The 20,401-nt window shown below is 45.4% G+C and carries 21 protein-coding genes; 13 read left to right on the top strand and 8 right to left on the bottom strand.

What is annotated here, in order from left to right:
• The 4 genes from OZ660_RS06845 to OZ660_RS06830 all read left to right on the top strand — a co-directional run bounded on the left by OZ660_RS06845 (position 1) and on the right by OZ660_RS06830 (position 3,473).
• Positions 1 to 819, top strand: coding sequence for an SAM-dependent methyltransferase (locus tag OZ660_RS06845; protein ID WP_274742980.1), 819 nt, complete (start codon positions 1 to 3; stop codon positions 817 to 819).
• Entirely contained in the window at positions 816 to 1,346 is a 531-nt protein-coding gene (locus OZ660_RS06840) for a GNAT family N-acetyltransferase (RefSeq protein ID WP_274742979.1), read from the top strand. The genes OZ660_RS06845 and OZ660_RS06840 overlap by 4 nt, the downstream gene beginning before the upstream one ends.
• 156 nt (positions 1,347 to 1,502) lie before the next feature.
• Entirely contained in the window at positions 1,503 to 1,706 is a 204-nt protein-coding gene (locus OZ660_RS06835; protein WP_274742978.1) for a hypothetical protein, read from the top strand.
• A 6-nt stretch (positions 1,707 to 1,712) separates the two neighbouring features.
• A complete protein-coding gene (locus OZ660_RS06830; RefSeq protein ID WP_274742977.1) occupies positions 1,713 to 3,473 on the top strand; it encodes a GGDEF domain-containing protein in 1,761 nt (586 codons plus the stop codon).
• Between the two features lie 127 nt (positions 3,474 to 3,600).
• Here OZ660_RS06830 and OZ660_RS06825 read toward each other — a convergent pair whose 3' ends face one another.
• The 4 genes from OZ660_RS06825 to OZ660_RS06810 all read right to left on the bottom strand — a co-directional run bounded on the left by OZ660_RS06825 (position 3,601) and on the right by OZ660_RS06810 (position 7,485).
• On the bottom strand, positions 3,601 to 4,944 hold the full coding sequence (locus OZ660_RS06825; RefSeq protein ID WP_159622957.1) for a class II 3-deoxy-7-phosphoheptulonate synthase: 1,344 nt from the start codon (positions 4,942 to 4,944) through the stop codon (positions 3,601 to 3,603).
• Positions 4,945 to 5,087: 143 nt separating this feature from the next.
• Positions 5,088 to 6,005 (bottom strand): ATP-binding cassette domain-containing protein, encoded by a 918-nt coding sequence (locus OZ660_RS06820; protein ID WP_274742976.1) that lies wholly within the window; start codon positions 6,003 to 6,005, stop codon positions 5,088 to 5,090.
• A gap of 24 nt (positions 6,006 to 6,029) precedes the next feature.
• Positions 6,030 to 7,019, bottom strand: coding sequence for a FecCD family ABC transporter permease (locus tag OZ660_RS06815; protein ID WP_274742975.1), 990 nt, complete (start codon positions 7,017 to 7,019; stop codon positions 6,030 to 6,032).
• Positions 6,997 to 7,485 (bottom strand): low molecular weight protein-tyrosine-phosphatase, encoded by a 489-nt coding sequence (locus OZ660_RS06810; RefSeq protein ID WP_226432815.1) that lies wholly within the window; start codon positions 7,483 to 7,485, stop codon positions 6,997 to 6,999. The genes OZ660_RS06815 and OZ660_RS06810 overlap by 23 nt, the downstream gene beginning before the upstream one ends.
• A gap of 93 nt (positions 7,486 to 7,578) precedes the next feature.
• Between OZ660_RS06810 and pepE the strand changes: the two genes are divergently transcribed.
• Positions 7,579 to 8,325 carry a dipeptidase PepE gene (pepE, locus tag OZ660_RS06805; protein ID WP_274742974.1) on the top strand — a complete coding sequence of 249 codons (747 nt, stop codon included), beginning with the start codon at positions 7,579 to 7,581 and terminating at the stop codon, positions 8,323 to 8,325.
• On the opposite strand, the gene bioD is transcribed toward pepE, so the two are convergent.
• Genes bioD through bioB form a run of 4 tightly spaced genes read right to left on the bottom strand, consistent with a single transcriptional unit; the run spans position 8,296 to position 12,171 of the window.
• Positions 8,296 to 8,985, bottom strand: a complete 690-nt coding sequence (gene bioD / locus OZ660_RS06800) for a dethiobiotin synthase (RefSeq protein WP_274742973.1) — start codon at positions 8,983 to 8,985, stop codon at positions 8,296 to 8,298. The genes pepE and bioD overlap by 30 nt on opposite strands.
• Entirely contained in the window at positions 8,982 to 9,800 is an 819-nt protein-coding gene (locus OZ660_RS06795; protein WP_274742972.1) for a methyltransferase domain-containing protein, read from the bottom strand. The genes bioD and OZ660_RS06795 overlap by 4 nt, the downstream gene beginning before the upstream one ends.
• A complete protein-coding gene (locus OZ660_RS06790) occupies positions 9,797 to 11,047 on the bottom strand; it encodes an aminotransferase class I/II-fold pyridoxal phosphate-dependent enzyme (protein ID WP_274742971.1) in 1,251 nt (416 codons plus the stop codon). Before OZ660_RS06790 ends, OZ660_RS06795 begins: the two co-directional genes overlap by 4 nt.
• Entirely contained in the window at positions 11,047 to 12,171 is a 1,125-nt protein-coding gene (gene bioB, locus OZ660_RS06785; RefSeq protein ID WP_226432810.1) for a biotin synthase BioB, read from the bottom strand. The genes OZ660_RS06790 and bioB overlap by 1 nt, the downstream gene beginning before the upstream one ends.
• 98 nt (positions 12,172 to 12,269) lie before the next feature.
• Here bioB and bioA point away from each other — a divergent pair, with 98 nt between their 5' ends.
• From bioA to OZ660_RS06745, 8 genes are all read left to right on the top strand, one after another.
• Positions 12,270 to 13,535 carry an adenosylmethionine--8-amino-7-oxononanoate transaminase gene (gene bioA, locus OZ660_RS06780; RefSeq protein ID WP_202264666.1) on the top strand — a complete coding sequence of 422 codons (1,266 nt, stop codon included), beginning with the start codon at positions 12,270 to 12,272 and terminating at the stop codon, positions 13,533 to 13,535.
• Positions 13,536 to 13,628: 93 nt separating this feature from the next.
• Positions 13,629 to 14,150, top strand: coding sequence for a DUF2937 family protein (locus tag OZ660_RS06775; protein ID WP_274742970.1), 522 nt, complete (start codon positions 13,629 to 13,631; stop codon positions 14,148 to 14,150).
• 427 nt (positions 14,151 to 14,577) lie between these two features.
• Complete coding sequence (locus OZ660_RS06770) at positions 14,578 to 16,719, top strand: methyl-accepting chemotaxis protein (protein WP_274742969.1); 2,142 nt, start codon at positions 14,578 to 14,580, stop codon at positions 16,717 to 16,719.
• Between the two features lie 24 nt (positions 16,720 to 16,743).
• Complete coding sequence (locus OZ660_RS06765) at positions 16,744 to 17,565, top strand: CheR family methyltransferase (RefSeq protein WP_274742968.1); 822 nt, start codon at positions 16,744 to 16,746, stop codon at positions 17,563 to 17,565.
• Positions 17,562 to 18,173, top strand: coding sequence for a chemoreceptor glutamine deamidase CheD (gene cheD / locus OZ660_RS06760; RefSeq protein ID WP_442859702.1), 612 nt, complete (start codon positions 17,562 to 17,564; stop codon positions 18,171 to 18,173). The genes OZ660_RS06765 and cheD overlap by 4 nt, the downstream gene beginning before the upstream one ends.
• Before the next feature lie 8 nt (positions 18,174 to 18,181).
• Positions 18,182 to 19,222: a protein-glutamate methylesterase/protein-glutamine glutaminase gene (locus OZ660_RS06755; RefSeq protein ID WP_274742967.1), complete on the top strand. Its 1,041-nt coding sequence runs from the start codon at positions 18,182 to 18,184 to the stop codon at positions 19,220 to 19,222.
• A gap of 205 nt (positions 19,223 to 19,427) precedes the next feature.
• The gene (locus OZ660_RS06750; RefSeq protein ID WP_202264657.1) at positions 19,428 to 19,841 is read left to right on the top strand and encodes a BLUF domain-containing protein; all 414 of its coding nucleotides are present in this window, start codon (positions 19,428 to 19,430) and stop codon (positions 19,839 to 19,841) included.
• Positions 19,842 to 20,118: 277 nt separating this feature from the next.
• Entirely contained in the window at positions 20,119 to 20,400 is a 282-nt protein-coding gene (locus tag OZ660_RS06745) for a hypothetical protein (RefSeq protein WP_274742966.1), read from the top strand.
• Position 20,401 lies beyond the last annotated feature (1 nt).

The following is a 20,401-nucleotide window of genomic DNA, read 5'->3' as shown; positions in this document are numbered from 1 at the left end:
ATGAGCGCATCGCAAGCAAAATCAACGTCACAGCAAGGCAGCATTGTATGCGTTGGCGTGGGCATGACCTTGGGGTCACATATTTGCCCGCTTAGTCGCAGTTATATTGAACAAGCCGATGTGGTGTTTTGCAGCATGTCTAACCACTTTACCGAACTATGGGTAAAAGAGATGAACAGCGACGTGCGTAGCCTGCAAACCTTGTATGCCGAAGGCAAAGACCGTCGCGATACGTATAAAGAAATGGTAGAAGCCATGATGGTTGAAGTACGCGCTGGTAAAAAAGTGGTTGGCGCTTTTTACGGCCACCCCGGCGTGTTTGCATGGGCACCGCATAAGGTAATAGAGGTTGCGCGTAGCGAAGGGTTTGACGCCCATATGGAAGCCGGCGTATCGGCAGAAGACTGCCTTTATGCCGATTTGGGCATAGACCCAGGTAAAACTGGTTGCCAACACTTTGAAGCGTCGCAATTTATGTTTTACGAACGAAATATCGACCCTGCGGCCTACCTCATTTTATGGCAAGTAGGCATTGCTGGCGACAGAAGCGCCGCCCGCTTTGAAACTACAAACGTATACAGAACTGTACTTAAAGAGCTGCTTTTAGAAATATACCCAAGCGACCATAAAGTTGCGCTGTACGAAGCCAAAACTTTACCCATTGACGAAACTCGTATGGATTGGATTGCGTTAAGCGACTTCGATAAGGTTGTGGTTAATCAACACACCACTATGGCCATTCCACCTGCCACAAAAATGCAGCGAAACCACAAAGTGCTGGCTCGCTTGGCAGAATTAGACGAGCAGAACGGTCAATGACCGCCTTTTACACCGAGCGTTTAAGCCATCGACTGCTAGAAGAGCAAGATGTAGCGTTTGCCGCCTCGCTTTACCAAGACCCAAAAGTGATGCGGAAAATTGGGCCTGTCTACACGAGGGAGAAAGCTGAAAAAGCAATGATAAATGCTGTCAAAGCAAATCAACATTCTCCACCAAACCTAAGAATTTGGCTAATTAGCGAACGAGAAAACGAGAAAGCCGTCGGTATACAAATGCTCAAATGGGCTAAAGATAAAAATGGCGAAGCTGAAATTGGGATAATGCTACTGCCTAAAGCCAATGGTAAACAATATGCTTTTGAAGGTATGGGGGCATTAGTGGATGTTGGGTTTGAAAAGTTCGCACTCACCGGTATTTTTGCTCATTTTGACACCTCAAACATTCCTGTAGCCAGATTCGTTAAAAGTCTTGGGTTCTCTATTCATGACGATGATAGAAACTCTCATTCTCTGTGTACAATTGAACGTGCTCGTTGGGATAGTAAAGTAAAAGCAATCGTCATCTAGCTACGTAGCAATCGGCGAACAAAAAAGCGAATGCAGACTAACAATTGATTTATTACTTCTTATTGAATCTAATACCTAATTAATCACACAAATGATTAATAAATGTTGATATAGTGTCAGAGAACTTTTTCGTTCTTAATCAAAAAAGGAAAAACAATGAGCGCAGTACAACTTTTAGAAAAACTAGGGGCAAGTGCAGAACTTCAAAAAGACAAGAAGCTTTCTAGCGCAATCTTGGACGAGCTGAACAACGAAAATGAACAGATGTGGTGTTTACTCTTCCCTGCAGAAGACGATAAGCCAGAGGAAGGAGAGAAAGAAGAGGAACAAGAGACTGATTCAAATATCTCACTTCACTAATATAAAATGAAATCGCTAATTCTCACTATTGCATTTGGTTTAGCGTTGTTCGCCAGCCAACCATCGGCTGGCGTTACAGTTAACTATGACGAACTCCTGCAACAGGCAGAAAAATACAAAAGTAGCGACGTTTCAAAATTCAACGCTATTTTGTCTACCCTCCAAAACAATGAAAGCCAACTAACCGATGAGCAATACTGGCTTTTCACTTACCTTAAGGGATATGCGACTGTATATTCAGGCAAACCGAGCGAAGCCCTAACGCTTTACAATAAAGCCTTTAACGGCTCGAACTCTATAGAACTCAAAATTTTGTCACTTCGTTCGATATTAAATATCCACGCGATGCAGCGTCAATTCGAGAAAGGGTATTTGGCTGCTACCGAATTGCACTCGTTATTGCCTAGAGCATCTCAAACAACGGTTGACCACGCGAGAGTTGGTCTAGCAATTTTCTACAATAAGGCAGGCGAATTTGAGCAAGCGATAGAAGAGATAAGAAGCGTCGAACTCTCTAATGCTGACATGAGAACACAATGTTTTGGAAAAAGTATTCTGGTGGAAGCACTATATAAAACAAAACACTCTTCGTTTGATAGCGCAGTCAATGATTCATTAGATATCTGCTCAAAAGCTGAGGAAAATGTTCCGTACGGACTCAATTTGTTGTTTAAGGCAAAATACGAAATTAACAACGGCTCGCCCGGCTCAGCTTATGAGCTACTAAGTAATAATATGTCCATAATCGAGGCGACCGCGTACCCATACTTGCAAGCAGACTTTTATTCAACTCTAGGTGCAGCGCTTTTTTCATTGAATGATCGCGTAGGTTCCCTTTCTTATTCTGAAAAGGCCCTAGAAGTTTCTATAAATATGGCAGATGTTGAACCTAAACTTCTTGCCCTTGAAACATTAGCCAAATTAAGTGAAGAATCCGGGGATTTTGCTCAGGCGTTGACTCTATATAAACTCTACGCAGAAGCCGAAAAGGCCTTTCTTGACGAGACCAAGGCCAAGCAGCTTGCCATTCAACAAGCTAAAATTGAGTCTATCGAGAAAACTAACCAAATCGCCCTACTTGACAAGGAAAACGCGGTATTAAAAGCTGAAGCCCGTGCGGGTAAAGAAGAGCAGCTTAATGCTCAGTTAACTGCTGGTATGCTGGCGTTACTTGCCCTTGCAACACTTATGTGGGCATACAAAAATCGTCGTATGCACCTTATTTTGCGTCACAAAGCGCAGACTGACCAACTCACTAAAATTGCAAACCGTAGCCATTTTAGCGCTGAGTCAGAGCAGCTATTAAAACAGCGTAAGTTGGTTAAAACACCAGTGGCATTTATTATTTTCGACTTAGATTTCTTTAAGCAGGTTAACGATAACCATGGCCATATTGTGGGCGATTGGGTGCTAACTAACGCCGTACAAGCCGTTAAGCCTCTATTGCGCGCCACGGATAAGTTTGGCCGTATGGGCGGTGAAGAGTTTGCCATTATGCTTGCGGGGTGCGATGCACAACAGGCCATGGCCGTTGCCGAGGATTGTCGTCAAGCCATAGAAGCTATGGATTGTTCACCCTCTGGTGCAGCGTTTAATGTCACCGCAAGCTTTGGCGTAGCAGACTCTACCCAGTGCGGATACAATTTTGATAAGTTATATGGCTGTGCTGATGAAGCCCTTTATCAAAGTAAGCATGCGGGTAGAAATCGCGTATATCTTTATCACCCCACTACACAGCAAAGTACGCAAACATTGGTACACGCTTAGCGTGGATGCATGGCACATTCATTTTTGATGTGACTGCTATTAGCTAACACTTATTTCATAAAAAAGCCCCAGCAACAGCTGGGGCTTTTGTTTACTTTGCTAAATACGCTTTTTTAAATTAAGCGCGTTATGCATTTCTAAGGTGGTCAGCCACCAAGAACGCCATCTCCAATACTTGGTCAGCATTTAAGCGTGGGTCACACTGGGTTTTGTACGCTTGTGCTAGGTCTTCATCGCTAATTTGATATGCACCACCTGTACACTCGGTTACGTGCTGCCCTGTCATTTCAAGGTGAATACCACCAGCATGAGTGCCTTCTGCGTCATGCGCTTGGAAGAACTGCTTAATTTCACGCAAAATAGCGTCGAAGTTACGGGTTTTATAGCCGCTTGATGCCGAGAAGGTGTTGCCGTGCATTGGATCAGAGCTCCACACCACATGACGCCCTTCTTCTTTAACGCGGCGCAGTAAGCGCGGCAGATTATCTGCCAAGTTGTCTGCGCCCATACGCGTGATCAAGGTTAAGCGACCGGGGTCGTTAAGCGGGTTCAATGCGTCAATCAAACGAATAAGCTCGTCTTCTTGCATGCTTGGTCCTACTTTCACACCAATTGGGTTGTGTATACCGCGGAAGAACTCTACGTGCGCATGATCAAGCTGACGCGTACGCTCACCTATCCATACCATGTGAGCTGAACAATCGTAAGGCTTGCCTGTTAAGGTGTCTACACGAGTAAGCGCCTGCTCATAGTTAAGTAGAAGCGCTTCGTGCGACGTAAACAACGACGTTTCATGTAAGGTCGAGCTAGTTTGTGCATTAATACCAATAACGTCCATAAACTCGAGGGTGTCTTGAATACGCATGGCCATATCAGAATAACGCTCTTTAAGCGGGTTATTCTCTACAAACGCCATGTTCCAGCGGTTGACTTCGTGTAGGTCGGCCAAACCACCTTGTGCAAACGCGCGCAGCAAGTTAAGCGTTGATGCGCTGCGGTGATAGGCTTCTAGTAAACGGTCGGGATCAGGTCGGCGTGCAGCTTCGGTAAATTCAAAGTTATTAATGATATCGCCGCGATAGCTTGGCAAAGTCACACCGTCGCGGGTTTCAAAATCAGATGAACGAGGTTTTGCGTATTGCCCCGCCATGCGCGCCACTTTTGTTACCGGGCAACGACCAGCAAAGGTTAAAACAATCGCCATTTGCAGCAACACTTTGAAGGTGTCGCGAATTTTTGGTGCGTTAAACTCGTCAAACGATTCTGCGCAGTCACCGCCTTGTAGTAAAAAGCCTTTGCCCAAGCTTACTTCACCTAGCTGACGTCGAAGCTCGCGTGCTTCAGCCGCAAAAACAAGTGGCGGATACGTACTAAGTGTTTGCTCTACTTCGTTTAGTCTTACTTTATCGTCGTACTCGGGTTGTTGAAGAATAGGTTTATTTCTCCAACTGTCTACTTGCCAATTACTCAACGGTGTTCTCCTGAAAAATATGTACGTAGGGCAAATGTTTTACTGAAAATGCTGACTCAAGCGTAGCGCTTTTTTACAATCAGTCTAATTTGAAAAATTGAATGCTATTATTGTTTTTGGGCACTGAAGGCACTTTACCACATTTATTCCAAGGTAATAGGTGCGCAAACTTGAATTTCTAGAAAGTTATCGTGCTTGCTTATAGCAAAATGGCATTCAAACACCCGCTCAAGGTTGGCCTGAGTGGCAACATCAGCCGGATTCCCCTCTGCTACTATTCTGCCTTTTTGCATTAGCCATAAGGTGGTCGCGTAATTTGCACTAAGTGCAATATCATGTGAGCTCATTATAACCGTATTGCCTTTTTCGCTTAGCGCCTTTGCCAGCTGCGCTACTGCATATTGATGACGGATATCTAATCCTTGTAAGGGCTCATCTAAAAGCACTAAGGCCTCGCCCTGCTCTATGGCGGGCCAAAGTTGAAGCAGTGCTCTACATATCTCTACCCGTTGGCGCTCGCCGCCAGACAATTGGGTCAGTATTTTGGGTAGAAAGTTGTTAACTTCTAAAGCTTTTTCAAGTAGCGAAGGTATACCCGAAGAAGCCTGTATGTCTGCATAAAACTGCAGGTACTCGTGCACGGTTAAATGAAAGCTACATTCGGTTTGCTGGGCAAGTAACGTGCGCATTGACGCTAAGCTCGCCAGCGACCACGACGATACGGATTTGTTAAACAGTATAACGCTACCCGCATCTGCTTCTAATAACCCAGCTAATACCAGTAGCAGCGTAGATTTACCCGCGCCGTTTGGCCCGAGAATGTGTACACACTGGCCTTTGGTCACAGTTAATGACGCGCTTTGAAGGCGGTTAGATACCGACACGTCATGTAGCGATGCGACTTCTAACGCGACTTGCGATGAAACGTTTGACGAGCTTTGTGACGCGCTGTTTGACGTGCTGTTTGACAAAACATCTGCACTCACCGCTTGCCCGTGTTCATCCGCCGCTTTGTTGGTGTTACTCAAAGATGGGTTAGCACTGTGTGTGTGTTTATTCATGCTGTTCACGCCATGCATTAAGGGTTACCCCTTAACTTGCCCTTTTGACAATGCCCAAATCAATAATGGGCCACCAAAGGTTGCGGTAATCATTGATACCGGCAATGTAATGGCGCGCGTAAGCTCTGAACACAGTGCCACCAATAACAGCATGCACGCGCCCGCGAGCGCACTAAGCGGTAACAGCAGTGCATTATTGTGCCCCACAACACGGCGTAGAATATGTGGTACCAGCAAACCGACAAAGGCAATCGAGCCCGCCATAGACACCGCAGCCCCCACCGCGACAGCGCTGGCAACCAGTGCGCGTTCTATTAGCTGTTCAACATTAACACCACTACTTTTCGCGGCAATATCGCCGGCATAGAGCTTGTTAAGATGCTTGGCAACGTAAAGCTGATAACCAACGGCCACCACCACAAAAGGAGCACCTAACGCTAAAATAGGCCAGTTGGTTTGATACAAACTGCCCATCAGCCAAAATGTGAGATTTCTAAGCGCGTTCGCATCGCTTAGCATGTAAAGCCACGCAATAATAGCGCCGCTTAGGGTAGAAATTGCAATGCCCGACAAAATAACCGCAGTAGCAGAGCCAAGCAATTTCCGCGCAAGCCGATAAATAATGAAGGTAGAGGCTAGCGCCCCTAAAAAGCATCCGACAGGCAATACATAATGCATGTACGCGTTTGCCCAGTCAGGCGTAAGCAGCAGTAAGATAGCCGCTACCAGGCTGGCACCACTGGTTATACCCACAATACCTGGGTCGGCCAGCGGATTTCTTAACACCACCTGAAGTGTTGCGCCACTTGTTGATAGTGCCGCCCCCACTAATACAGCGGTAAACACCAACGGCATTTGAATTTGTAGCGTAATGTGCTGTTTTAGCGTGTCTGGCGAGTCAGATAACATGACAACCGCAAGTATTGCCGCCACAGTAACAATGAATAAAACAGACAGCAGCGCGGTGATCACCGCGGATGCTTTATAAGGTTTAGTCGTGTTGGGCGTTAGCACTGTTTGCCTTAATATGCGCAATTAATCCGTCTGACGCAGCTTCTATTAAGTCTAGTACCAACTCAAAGCCGCGTTTTCCGCCGTAGTAAGGGTCTGGCACTTCTTTGTCTTCTTCGTCTGCATAGTCTAAAAACAGCTTAATTTTGTCGTGATATTGCGCTGGCGACATGCCGTGCAGGTTAGACAAATTGCTGTTATCCATAGCCAAAATATAGTCAAACTTTTCAAAGTCACTTTCATCAACACGGCGGCATTTCAGTCCTTTAAAACTGTAACCGCGTTCAACACCTGCTGCCTGAGAACGCTTATCTGGTGGGCTACCAATGTGATAACCATGGGTGCCTGCCGAGTCAATATTCAACGACAATCCAGCCTCTGCCGCTTTTTGTTTAAACACCGCTTCTGCTGTTGGAGAGCGACAAATGTTACCCAAACACACGAATAACACCGATATTGACTGTTCCATTTAACTTCCTTTCACCATGCTATAACGGAGCGTGACTAAACTTTATGTTCAGTTTCACGTATGATACGCCGTCAGAAAAATTGTGGAGTTTGTATGACCGCACATGTACTTATGCTGAGCAGTTCACGTCAAGGTAGTGAGCCTTACCTCGAACACGCCAGAGCGCTTATTTTTGCACACTTAGGTGATATTCGCGACCTTCTATTTGTTCCTTATGCCGCCGTAACACAAAGTTATGATGCATATGTTGATGCCGTGGCTAACGCGCTACCAGAATGCAAGGTAACGGGCTTACACAGTGTTGACGACCCAGTAGCCGCCATAAACAACGCAAAACAAAACGGCCAAGCTATTGTGGTAGGTGGAGGAAATACCTTTCACCTATTGTCGACTCTTTACGCCAACGCGTTAATTGTACCTATGAAACACGCCATCGCCGATGGCACGCCTTATATTGGTTGGAGCGCGGGTTCTAATATTTGTGGGCAATCAATTCGCACCACCAATGATATGCCTATTATTGAGCCACCGAGCTTTGAGGCACTCGATATTGTGCCCTTTCAAATTAACCCACATTACACTGATTACCAGCCGCCGGGCCACAATGGTGAAACGCGCGATCAGCGCCTTGCAGAATTTACTGCCCTTAACCCAACTACCCCGGTTGTTGCCATTCGCGAAGGGACGGCCCTTAAATTAAGCGAGGCCACACTTGCGTTTGAAGATGGTCGCGAAAACAAGGCCGACAATGAGCACGATGGTTTTATCTTTTTGGGCAAAGAGAAAACGCCAATTAATGCCGGCGATAGCTTAAACCAACTGCTCGATAGCCTGCTGTAAAACCGCGTCAGAGGGTTGGGCTTTAAACGGTATTTCCGCCAGCAATGGCGCTGGCATCATGGCTTTTAGCGATGCGAGGTTTTCATCGTATCGCGTCATGTTGCCAGTGACATCGTTTGCTACCCAACCAGCAATGGTTAGGCCATCGGCAAGAATAGCTTCGGCGGTAAGCATTGCGTGATTCAAGCAGCCCAAACGCATTCCTACCACTAAAATAACCGGCATATTTAGCGACTTAACCACGTCAGATAAATAGCGTGTCGGCGCGTCGTCATTGCCCAAAGACAACGGCAGTCGCCAACCACCCGCACCTTCCATTAAAAGGAAGTCTACATTGTAGCTTTGTAAGTGGCTTAGCCCTTTTTCTATGGCATCTTGCGTAAGCTCGACACCCGCTTCGCTTGCCGCTATGTGCGGCGCAATAGGCGGCTTTAGTGCAATCGGGTTTATTTCGCTAATGGGTAAAGACAAGCCGCTTGCCTTTTGAATGTTAGCGGCATCCTCGTTTACCCATTCGCCATCCACTAAGTCGCAGCCTGCCGCAATAGGTTTGTAACCTATCGAGGTAAGTTTTGCTTGAGTTGCTGCGCGAAGAAGGTGACAGGTTACGTAGGTTTTACCCACTTCGGTGTCTGTCCCGGTTACAAAATACTGCTTCATCGTTGTTCCAATCTGAAATGGCTCACTCGGTAGGTAAGCGGTAACTCACTGCCCACGGCGCTAATGTTCTGATAGGCCATGGCGAGCTTCTTGATATCTCGTCGCGATAATGGCGGCTGCTTCTTTCCGGTTTCACCCGCGCCTACCCCTTTCACAGAGTGAAGCAGCGACATAATTGATGAGTGACTGTCCACATAATCTTTGGTGATCACGCGCGTAAGTACGAGGGAAGATTGTTGAAATGCATTAACCCACGTGGTCGTTGACGGCATTGGCGTAGTTGCTTCAACAAGCTGCGCAATTTTGCGTGCTTTTTTAAGCTCACTGAATGAGCCATCAACCATAATGGCCAATTCGGCAACACCGCCCTGGCTGAGCACTTTACTGATCTGCTGTGCCACAATAGCCGGTGAGCTTGCCCATTGCAGTGCCATGGATGAAAACACGGTAGTAAATTGACCCAATTCAAAAGGCAGTGACAAGGCGCTAGCATTTACAAAATGTGGGTCTGGATAGGTTTCTCTTGCTACGCTAAGCATTCCTTCGGCAATATCTACACCTGTAGTATTTGCACCCCGCTCGCACAGCGCTTGTGTATGCACACCGGTGCCGCAGCCGATATCAAGCGCGTTACCTGAAAGCTTTTGCGGTAAGTTATTCAGCGCTTCATGAGCAATCACTTTTTGAATACAGGCAATACTGTCATAGCGTGTCGCCGCTTTTGAAAAACGCGAGGCAACTGCGCGCTCGCTCATTACGTTTGTGTTTGCATTTGCGTTTTCATCTAATGCAATATCATTTTGCTCGGCGTTCACTCGCTACACTCCTCAGCGGCAAGCGCAATGGCATCAAGCAGCACATCAATATCTTGCTGAGTATGATTGGCTGACAAGGTAACGCGCAGCCTATCTTCGTTTTTAGGCACCGTAGGATAACGAATGGCCGTTACCCAAATGCCGCGGCGTTTTAGCCCTTCACTTAATGCCACCGCGCGTTTAGGACAACCAACAATAATAGGCTGAATAGCACTGTTTGAATCGGCAAGCGTAAGTGCTGTTGTACCACTAAATTTAGCGTTAAAAGCATCTCTGAAATGCATAATATTTTGCGTCAAGGCATCGCGGCGCGGCCTGTCACTGGCAATATGGGTAAGTGAATAAAGTGTTGCCACCGCCTGCGCCGGGGGCATGGCCGTTGAATACACATAGTGTTTGGCAAAATTAACTAAAAAATCAATCAGTACCTGACTTCCGGCAATAAACGCGCCTGCGGTACCAATGGCTTTGCCAAAAGTGCCCATGACGATAGGCACCTGCTCTTGTGTTAGCCCCAGCGCTTCAACTGTGCCAAAACCGGTTTCACCGAGTACGCCCATGCCGTGGGCGTCATCTAGCATAAACCATGCACCGTACTGTTTGGCTAACGCCGCTATTTCGATACTTGGTGCATAGTCACCGTCCATACTAAATACGCCTTCACTGACAATCAGCGTATCTTGATTGCCTTCTGCATTGCCGCGCTTTTGTAAAAGGCTTTCTAAATGCGTTAAATCATTGTGCCTAAAGCGGCGCAGCTGAGCTTGCTCTCCCACGCACATAGCACCTTCCAAAAATGACGCATGCATCAGTTTGTCGGCCAATATATGGCTTTGCGGTTTTGAACTAGACGCAGAGCTTGATGAAGCAGGCTTACCCGCATGACGTGAAAACAACGCCATACACAAAGCTTGATTAGCTGCAAAGCCTGAATTGAACAATAATGCCGCCTCGCGATTGAGACCATCGGCAATATACGCTTCAAGGGCTAAGTGCGCCTGCGTATGCCCTGTCACTAGCGGAGATGCGCCGCTGCCAGCGCCAAATTGCGCCAACCCTTCTACCCACGACTGCAATACCCCTTCATGCTGACGCATACCAAGGTAATCGTTGCTCGAAAAGTTAAGGTAGTGCTCGCCATTAATACAAACGATGTTGTCTTTTTCATATTGCTGGCAATGGCGCTGACGAAGCAGGCCTTGCTGGGCGCGCTCCGTCAGTTTTGCTTCTAACCAATTAAAAGCCATTAGGCATCCATCGTGCTGGGCGTTTTATCGCTTTTTGCTTTTGGCTTACTGGCGTCATAAAACAAGTCGCCACTGTCTGTTTGTTCTTGCTGCTGCGCAATTTCTTCTTCTAACACTTGTTGGTGAGCTTCATCAGAAAAATCGCGCGTACGCTCGGTATTGATACCAAGTTTTTTAAACAACATTACATCTTCGTGGGTGTCTGGGTTTGATGTGGTTAACAGCTTGCAACCATAGAAGATAGAGTTTGCGCCAGCCATAAAGCACAGCGCCTGCATTTGCTCGTTCATTGCCTCGCGGCCTGCCGATAAACGCACGTGAGATTTAGGCATCATTATACGCGCCACGGCGATAGTGCGAATAAATTCGAAATAATCGAGGTCTTCCACATTATCAAGCGGCGTACCTTTTACCTTAACCAACATGTTAATTGGCACACTTTGCGGCTGCTCAGGTAAGTTCGCTAGCTGCACAAGCATGCTTGCGCGATCGCTTACTGTCTCGCCCATGCCCACAATACCGCCAGAGCATACGTTCATGCCCGCTGCACGCACGTTTTCTAGCGTGTTTAAACGGTCTTGATACGTACGTGTGGTAATAATGTCGCCATAAAATTCTGGCGATGTATCAAGGTTGTGATTGTAATAATCAAGGCCTGCTTGCTTTAAGGCTACCGCTTGGTCGCGAGTTAGCATGCCAAGAGTCATACAGGTTTCAAGACCTAGACTTTTCACCTCTTCAACCATTTTGACAATGTAAGGCATGTCTCGGTCGCGCGGGTTTCGCCACGCCGCGCCCATACAAAAACGCGTTGAGCCAACCTGTTTGGCTTCTTTCGCTCGCTGGATCACTTTTTCAATTTCAAGCAAGCGCTCTTTTTCAAGGCCAGTGTCATAGCGCGCGCTCTGCGGGCAGTATTTACAGTCTTCAGGGCATGCACCTGTTTTAATCGACAATAGCGTACTAACCTGCACTTCGTTTGGGTTGAAGTGTTGTCTGTGCACCACCTGCGCTTCAAATAGCAGGTCGTTGAACGGCATAGCGAATAATGCCTCTACTTCGGCTTTAGTCCAATCGTTACGAATAGTTGTCGTTTGCGCCTGTTGCGCTGAAGCCAGTGTCATTGACTGTCCTTTACTAATTAAGAATGGTGGCTTAGTCTATGCGTCATTGCAAAGTTGTCAACTCTGACCATTTCAAAAGCTTTACTAACGGTTAAATTTTGAACAATATAGAATTCGATAAACAACACATTTGGCACCCTTATACGTCTGCGGTTAACCCGCTTCCTTGTTACGAAGTAACCGGCGCCAAAGGCGCTGAGCTTACTCTAGCCACTGGCGAAGTACTGGTTGATGGCATGTCGAGTTGGTGGGCTGCCATTCATGGTTACAACCACCCCGTACTTAATAAAGCCGCTCATGATCAAATAGAGGCGTTTTCTCACGTCATGTTTGGCGGTATTACCCACCAGCCTGCAATAGATGTCTGTAAAACCTTGCTCGATATGGTGCCCGCAGGATTAGAGCGCGTGTTTTTGGCCGACTCTGGCTCGGTATCGGTAGAAGTTGCCATAAAAATGGCTATTCAGTATTGGGCATGCCAAGGGCGCGCTGAAAAGTCGCGTATTGTTGCGCCTCGCAACGGCTATCATGGTGATACTTTCGCCGCCATGAGTGTATGCGACCCGGTAAACGGCATGCACAGCTTGTTTGAAGGCGTGCTTAGCAAACAGATATTCGCCCCTGCCCCACAAACCCGTTTTGGTCAAACCTTCAGCGAAGATGACATTCTTCCACTAGAAGAATTATTTGAAAAGCATCACCACGAAATGGCCGCCCTTATTTTGGAGCCTGTTGTGCAAGGTGCGGGCGGCATGCGCATTTATCACCCGGAATATTTGAAGCGCTGTCGCCAGCTGTGCGACAACTATGATGTATTGTTGATTTGCGATGAAATTGCCACGGGATTTGGGCGCACTGGTAAATTGTTTGCGTGCGAACACGCAGGTATTTCGCCAGATATCATGTGCTTAGGTAAAGCGATTACCGGCGGTTACATGACATTAGCGGCCACTTTGTGCACCGAGGATGTGGCGCTTGGTGTATGCCAAGGCGAACCTGGTGTATTCATGCATGGGCCTACGTACATGGGAAATCCACTGGCCTGCGCCGTCGCTAATGCAAGTTTGTCGTTGATTAATCAAAATCACTGGCAACAGCAAATTCCTGCTATTGAGAAACAATTACAGGCCGAGCTTGCAAAATGTGCAGAGCTTCCGCGTGTTGCGGATGTACGCGTGCTGGGCGCCATAGGTGTTGTGGAAACCGTAAAACCGGTTAATGTCGCTGAAATTCAGCGCCATTTTGTGAAGCATGGCGTATGGATACGGCCTTTTGGAAAGCTGGTATACATTATGCCTCCCTATATCATAAGCCCAGAGCAGCTCAGTATGTTAACGCATGCCATCTATACTAGTTTGAAGTAGTAATAAGGTGACATTCTACAACTAACAGTGAAGTTATTGATTGCTCAACGGAAGTGGCTAGCCAGTATGTACGATGATGGAGTGAGTTAAAAAATGATTGTTAGAGTACTTGATAAGGTGTTATTTGCCGTTTTGTTTATCATTACACTACAAGTGCCTATTTTGGCCGACCATTATCGTCAGTACTTAAGTGGTTATTACGATGCACTTCGCGATGAAGTAACAAGTTCAACTGAGTTGGCGAAGCAGCATGGTTTTTCATCAGTGGAAGCCATGCTGGAAAGCTTGCAACAAAACAATGAAGCTGTTGTGCGAGAAAATGCCACATTAAAAGCAGAACGCTTTGCACAAATTAATGCCATTGAGCAAGGTATGCGTAAATTGGAACACGGCCACTACTTCGAAAAGCTCGTATTTATGGCCACACCGTCTCAATATGACACGTTAGATAGGGTATTAGACAACTTCAGCCCTTCGGTTCCTCTGACCCCCTCATCAATTGTATTTAGCTTGGTCACGGCTATTTTATTGAATTTGCTTATTTGGACACCACATTTTTGCTATTGCCAAGTAAAAAAAGCTCGTTCAAAACCAAAGCGTTTCTCTTATAAGTAATACTTAAAAGTGAGTTCACAAAACCATCGATTAGACACCTTCACTACTGATTGATAGACAATTTATTCAACTAAAGTCGAATAAATTGCACATTATTTTAAATCCTTGTCTACACTTTTCTCGTTAGCTGAGATTATTAACGATTTTTAATAATTACTTTTGCTAATTCTTGTACTTGGAGCAGATTGAGCAAAGCCTCAACTTCAAGCATGACGAAATAATAAGCAACAGTATATCTTGGCTTCCAATTTAAAGATTGCGCAATGAGCGTTACAAAGCAACTGCTTAGGTTTTGCACAATCTAGGGCGTAACTTGAGATAACGCGTTTCAAGCGCCAAGCACCGCATTGTATTTGTCTGTTTCAACGGCATACAGGTACCTAGGTGCATTTTCAGATACTGTGAAATTGTTGATCAGGAGTGATCTATGAAGTTGGCGAACCTTTTAAAATCAAAAACCGATTCAAGGTATACCGAGCATCGCATTCAAACGTTAGAGCAGAGCTCTACAAGTTTTATGATTGCAAATGCTGATAGAATTATTATTTATGCAAACAAAGCGGTGGTTTCTTTACTTAAGAAAAGTGAAGAAGAGCTGCGCAAAGTGTTGCCTCAATTTTCAGCAGATAACCTTATCGGCCAAAGTATCGACCAATTTCATAAGAACCCCGCTCATCAAAGCAGCATTCTCGCAAATTTACGAGACGTAATGGTGTCGTCAATCACGGTAGGTTCGTTAAACTTTCGCCTAACGCTAATGCCGCTTAAAGACGAAAACGGCGCCAGCATTGGCACTGCTGTAGAATGGCTCGACATAAGCGAACTTTTATTAAAAAGCGGTATGTTAGATGCGCTCGACCGCTCGCAAGCGGTGGTTGAGTTTAGCGCAGAGGGTAATGTCTTAAATGCGAATGAAAACTTTCTCAAGATAACCGGGTACGACATTGAAGAGATTCGGGGTAAGAGCCATAAGGTATTAACGTCAAGCGATGATAAAACCTTGGCAGCCAACCGAGAGCTTTGGTCGCAAATGAAAGAAGGCAACTTCCAAACCGGCGAATATCGATATATTCGTAAAGACGGTGAAGAAGTGTGGCTTCAGGCCTCGTACAACCCCATTATGAATAGTTCAGGCAAAGTGACCGGTGTGGTGCAATATGCCACAGATATTACCGCAGAAAAAATGCGCAACGCCGACTATGCCGGACAGATAGACGCCATTGGCAAGTCGCAAGCCGTTATCGAGTTTCAGATGGACGGCACAATTATTACTGCTAATGATAATTTCCTTAATACTGTCGGTTACTCTCTTTCTGAAATTAAGGGTAAGCACCACAGTTTGTTTGTAGATGCAGAACACCGCAGAAGCCAGGAATACCAAGATTTCTGGGCACAGCTTGGTGAGGGTACTCACGCTAGCGGCGAATTTAAACGCATTGCAAAAGGCGGAAGAGAGGTTTGGATCCAAGCCACTTACAATCCGATATTTGATGTTAATGGCAAACCGTTCAAAGTCGTTAAATATGCGACTGACATAACAGCCACAAAAATTGCTGTGAATGAGATAAAACGTGTGTTGATGCGCTTATCTGAAGGTGACCTAACCACACGCTTAGAAGTCGATTTTGAGGGTGAGTTTATTCAAATCAGTCAAGCGATGCGTTCGTTTATTGAAAATCTCGTGAACATGATTTCAGAAATTCGTTCTGCGTCAGACTTAATTAACACCGCAGCGACTGAAATAGCCCAAGGGAATAGCGACTTATCAAGTCGAACCGAAGAACAAGCGTCCAGCTTAGAACAAACTGCGTCAAGTATGGAAGAGCTAACGGGCACAGTTAAGCTTAACTCAGAAAATGCAGATCAGGCCAACGGCCTTGCCTCGCAAGCTTCAACCATTGCTATTGATGGCGGCAAACTCATTGGGCAAGTGGTCGATACCATGGGTTCAATCAATGAATCGGCGCAAAAAATCTCAGATATTATTGGTGTCATTGACGGTATTGCATTTCAAACCAACATACTTGCGCTTAACGCTGCCGTTGAAGCAGCAAGAGCCGGCGAGCAAGGCAGAGGCTTTGCGGTAGTTGCATCTGAAGTGCGTTCACTTGCACAGCGTTCTGCTGAAGCTGCGAAAGACATTAAGAATCTCATTTCAGACTCGGTTAACAAGATTGAAAATGGTAACGAGTTGGTGAATAAGTCGGGCAAGACGATGGAAGAAATTGTGCTTTCTATCAAGCGTGTTAACGACATTATGGGTGAAATAGCTGCCGCGTCTTCTGAACAGGCCTCAGGCATTGACGAAGTGAGCAAAGCTGTTTCTCAAATGGATGAAGTTACCCAACAAAATGCTGCGCTTGTTGAGGAAGCTGCGGCGGCCGCAGAAAGCTTGCAAGCTCAAGCACAAAACATGAACAAGCAAATTTCAGCCTTTAAGTTAAGTGAAGATCAAAACCGCGCACAAAAGAGCACCCTTTCAACGGTTGAAAAAATTGCAGCTCCCAAGGTGAAAGAGCGCTTAGTCAAAATGGTATCTCCCGAAGAAGATGAATGGGAGTCGTTTTAAGAATAGAAATCGCGGCTGCTGTATATGGAGCATAGAGAGTTTGAATTTACGGCCAACGATTTTGATAAAGTGCGTGCGATACTGCACCAAAATGCAGGTATTTGCCTAGGCCAGAGTAAAGACTCAATGGTGTATAGTCGGCTTTCACGCCGGCTACGCGCACTTAATCTATCTCGTTTTTCTGATTACCTCGCGTATCTGGAAGGTAACCATGGTGAAATGGAAAATTTCATTAATGGGTTAACTACAAACCTCACCTCTTTTTTCAGAGAGTCGCATCACTTTGACACGTTAAATACATATTTGTCATTAACTCGAGAGCCAAAGCGCATTTGGTGCGCTGCCAGTAGCACGGGGGAAGAAGTCTACTCCATCGCCATGACGGTGGTGAAAGCTTATGGTTCCTTCGAGCCTCCGGTTGAGATTATTGCAACAGATATAGACAGCAATGTTTTACTTAAGGCAAACCAAGGGATCTATACTGATGACACCGCGTCATCGCTTACCTATGACGACAAAAAGCGTTTTTTTCATAAGGGAACGGGTAACAACAAAGGCTTTGTGCGTGTTATTCCGGAGCTAAGAAAATTAGTGTCTTTCAAGCAGCTAAACCTTATTAATAATCAATGGTCGTGCATACCGAGCAACTTAGATGTCATCTTCTGTAGAAATGTGATGATTTATTTCGATAAAACAACGCAAGCACAATTGTTACACCGGTTTGCCCAAAAACTTAAAAACGGCGGATTGTATTTTGCTGGGCATTCAGAAACGGTAGCCAATTTGAATTCGAGCCTGATATCGGTTGGACGAACCGTATATCAAAAGCGAAGTGGGACGCCCTGATGCAGAGTAACTTTAATGCCTCGCCAGAAGCCAACCTCTACTTCGACCGGTATTTCAACTGCAACGCTGTCAAAATACTACCCGGAGAGTTTTATGCGACGTCGAATAATCACCTTATCGTTACCGTATTGGGTTCATGTATAGCCACTTGTCTGTTCGATCCTATCAATAACGTGCGCGGCATGAATCATTTTTTGTTGCCCAGAGATGATATGGAAAAATCGGCCTTACTTTGTGAGTCTGCGCGCTACGGCACATACGCAATGGAATTGCTTATTAACGAGATGCTTAAGTTAGGGGCTAAAAAGAACCAAATTGTGGCGAAAGTGTTTGGCGGAGGCAACGTAATGAAGGGGCTTATTCACAACAATATTGGCCAGAAAAATGTCGATTTTGCGTTTGAATATCTCAAAAATGAGTCAATACCGATAATAGCCAGCGATGTGCTCTCTGATTTCCCAAGAAAGGTCTATTTTTTTGAAGAAGGTGGCCTAGTGAGAGTGAAAAAAATAAAAGCGCTTCACAACACCACTATTCTTGATAGGGAAAGCGAATATCGAATTAGACTTAAAAATGCCTCTATTGATAGCTCAGTGGACTTATTTTAGGAGGAGCGATGATAAAAGTACTGATAGTCGATGACTCCGCGCTAATTCGAAGCCTGTTGTCTGAAATCGTATCTGCTACGCCCGACATGGTGGTTGTCGGTGCAGCACCTAATGCTTACATCGCTCGGGATATGGTTAACCAACACAGTCCTGATGTGATAACGCTAGATATTGAAATGCCAAAAGTTGACGGCATAACGTTTTTGTCTAAGTTAATGAAAGCCAGACCGACGCCTGTGGTCATGATCTCTACGCTCACCGAAAAAGGTGCTGAAGCAACATTAAGAAGCTTGGAGCTTGGTGCTGTCGACTATATCCCTAAGCCTAAGATTGGTGTTACCGAGGGTATTGAAAAGTATAGTTCGCTTATTATTGAGAAAATTCGACTTGCGTCAAAATCAAAAGTTAAAAAGCTCTCTTCAACACCTACTGCAAAACAAGAATCTATCATTTCAGGTACAGAGAAAATTATTGCTATTGGCGCATCAACCGGCGGAACCATTGCGATTAAGCGCTTTTTAGAAACCATGCCGGCCAATGCTCCCGCAATAGTGATAACGCAACATATGCCTCCTGGGTTTACCAAAACCTTCGCACAGCGACTGAATGCTTCTTGCAGTGTTAATGTCGCCGAGGCACGTGGCGGTGAAAGGCTACTACCAGGCTACGTCTACATAGCGCCGGGCGATATTCACATGGGCATAGAGCGCAGCGGCGCAGATTACCGCACCGTGTTAATAGATTCCGAGCGTGTAAGTGGGCATAAGCCCTCTGTAGATGTACTTTTTGATAGTGTAAGTAAAGCGGCGGGGAAAAATGCGATAGGCATCATCATGACGGGAATGGGAAAAGATGGCGCCCACGGGTTGCTTAAATTAAAACAAGCAGGTGCATTTACGCTGGCACAAGATGAAGCGTCTTGTGTTATTTTCGGCATGCCTCGGGAAGCTATTAAACTGGATGCAGCAAATAAAGTATGCGACCTAGACGCCATTCCTGCAGCCGTTTTTGAATACTTACGTCAACACGGTGGAAATTCAAGACTGTAAAACGCTTATGCTTCTGCAAAAGACGACTATATTGTAATGCAGAAGAATAAGGTTAAATCATCTGAGCCACTGATTTCAGCGCGGTTGCGTGAAAATCAAAACGCTGTGATGCGGGATTCAGTCGTATCGTTTGAGTTTTAGAAATTTTTTGAGTTTATCTACGAAGCAGTGATAAACGCGGTTAACGTCAAAGAAAGGGCTTATTATGTTTCTTGTAAGACTAATTTACGCAAGTACGGTTGGCGAATCCTTCAAACCAAGTGATATAGAATCAATCCTGTACAGTGCTCGAAAGAATAATAAGCAGCAGGGTATTACAGGTATGCTGTGTTTTAACTCGCGTTACTTCCTTCAGTGTTTAGAGGGTTCGCGCTCAGCGGTCAATGACTGCTTCTCAAAAATTCAAACAGATACCAGACACAAATCAATAATGCTTCTGTCTTATACTGAAATTGCTCATAGGGCTTTTAGCTCTTGGGAAATGGGGTATGTGTCTGAGCAGGCTATTACTAAGCGCTCAGTACTTCAATTTAGCACCAAAGACGCGTTTGACCCTTACTCGATGCTTGGTGACAGCGCACTTTCATTACTCGCAGACTTTAGACAGCTTGCAGAGTAACTTTACTCGCATTGTGCGACGCACATGCGAGTTAATTGCAAAATGCGTCCACTTTTTATACAACTCATTTCTAATACCTATTGAGCTTTTTCAATAATTAACACGCCAATTCATTGTGTTAGCTTATTTCTTATCTACTTTGGCACTGATGATGCACTATCAATAAGTGAACGAAGGAAAGTGTAACTTGAAAATGGTTTGTTTAGCCCTCGCATTAAATGCAAAAGCTAAGTAAAACAAAAAGTTACCTAATGATAGCAGTATAGGAGATATAATTATGCCAACTGATGCACAATTATTAATCGGAAAAGTGTTGCAAATTAAAGACAAACTTAGTGCAAAACGTCATTGCATTCCCCGAGATTTACAGGGTGAATGGAAACAATTAGACAAGCAAACTGCTTGCTTTGAAAGTACCGCTTTGTATAACAGTGCGGTAAAAGGCCAACAAATGAACAAGCACATTGAGTACTCAGGATCAGTTAAAGAGCTATCTCAATTAGTAAGTCAGCTTAAAACACTGAACAACAAAGTTAGCGTTTCTCAAGCCCATCATTAGG

The organism is Alteromonas sp. 009811495 (assembly GCF_028865455.1).
Lineage (GTDB): Bacteria > Pseudomonadota > Gammaproteobacteria > Enterobacterales > Alteromonadaceae > Alteromonas.
This window is presented reverse-complemented; position numbering and strand designations above follow the sequence as displayed.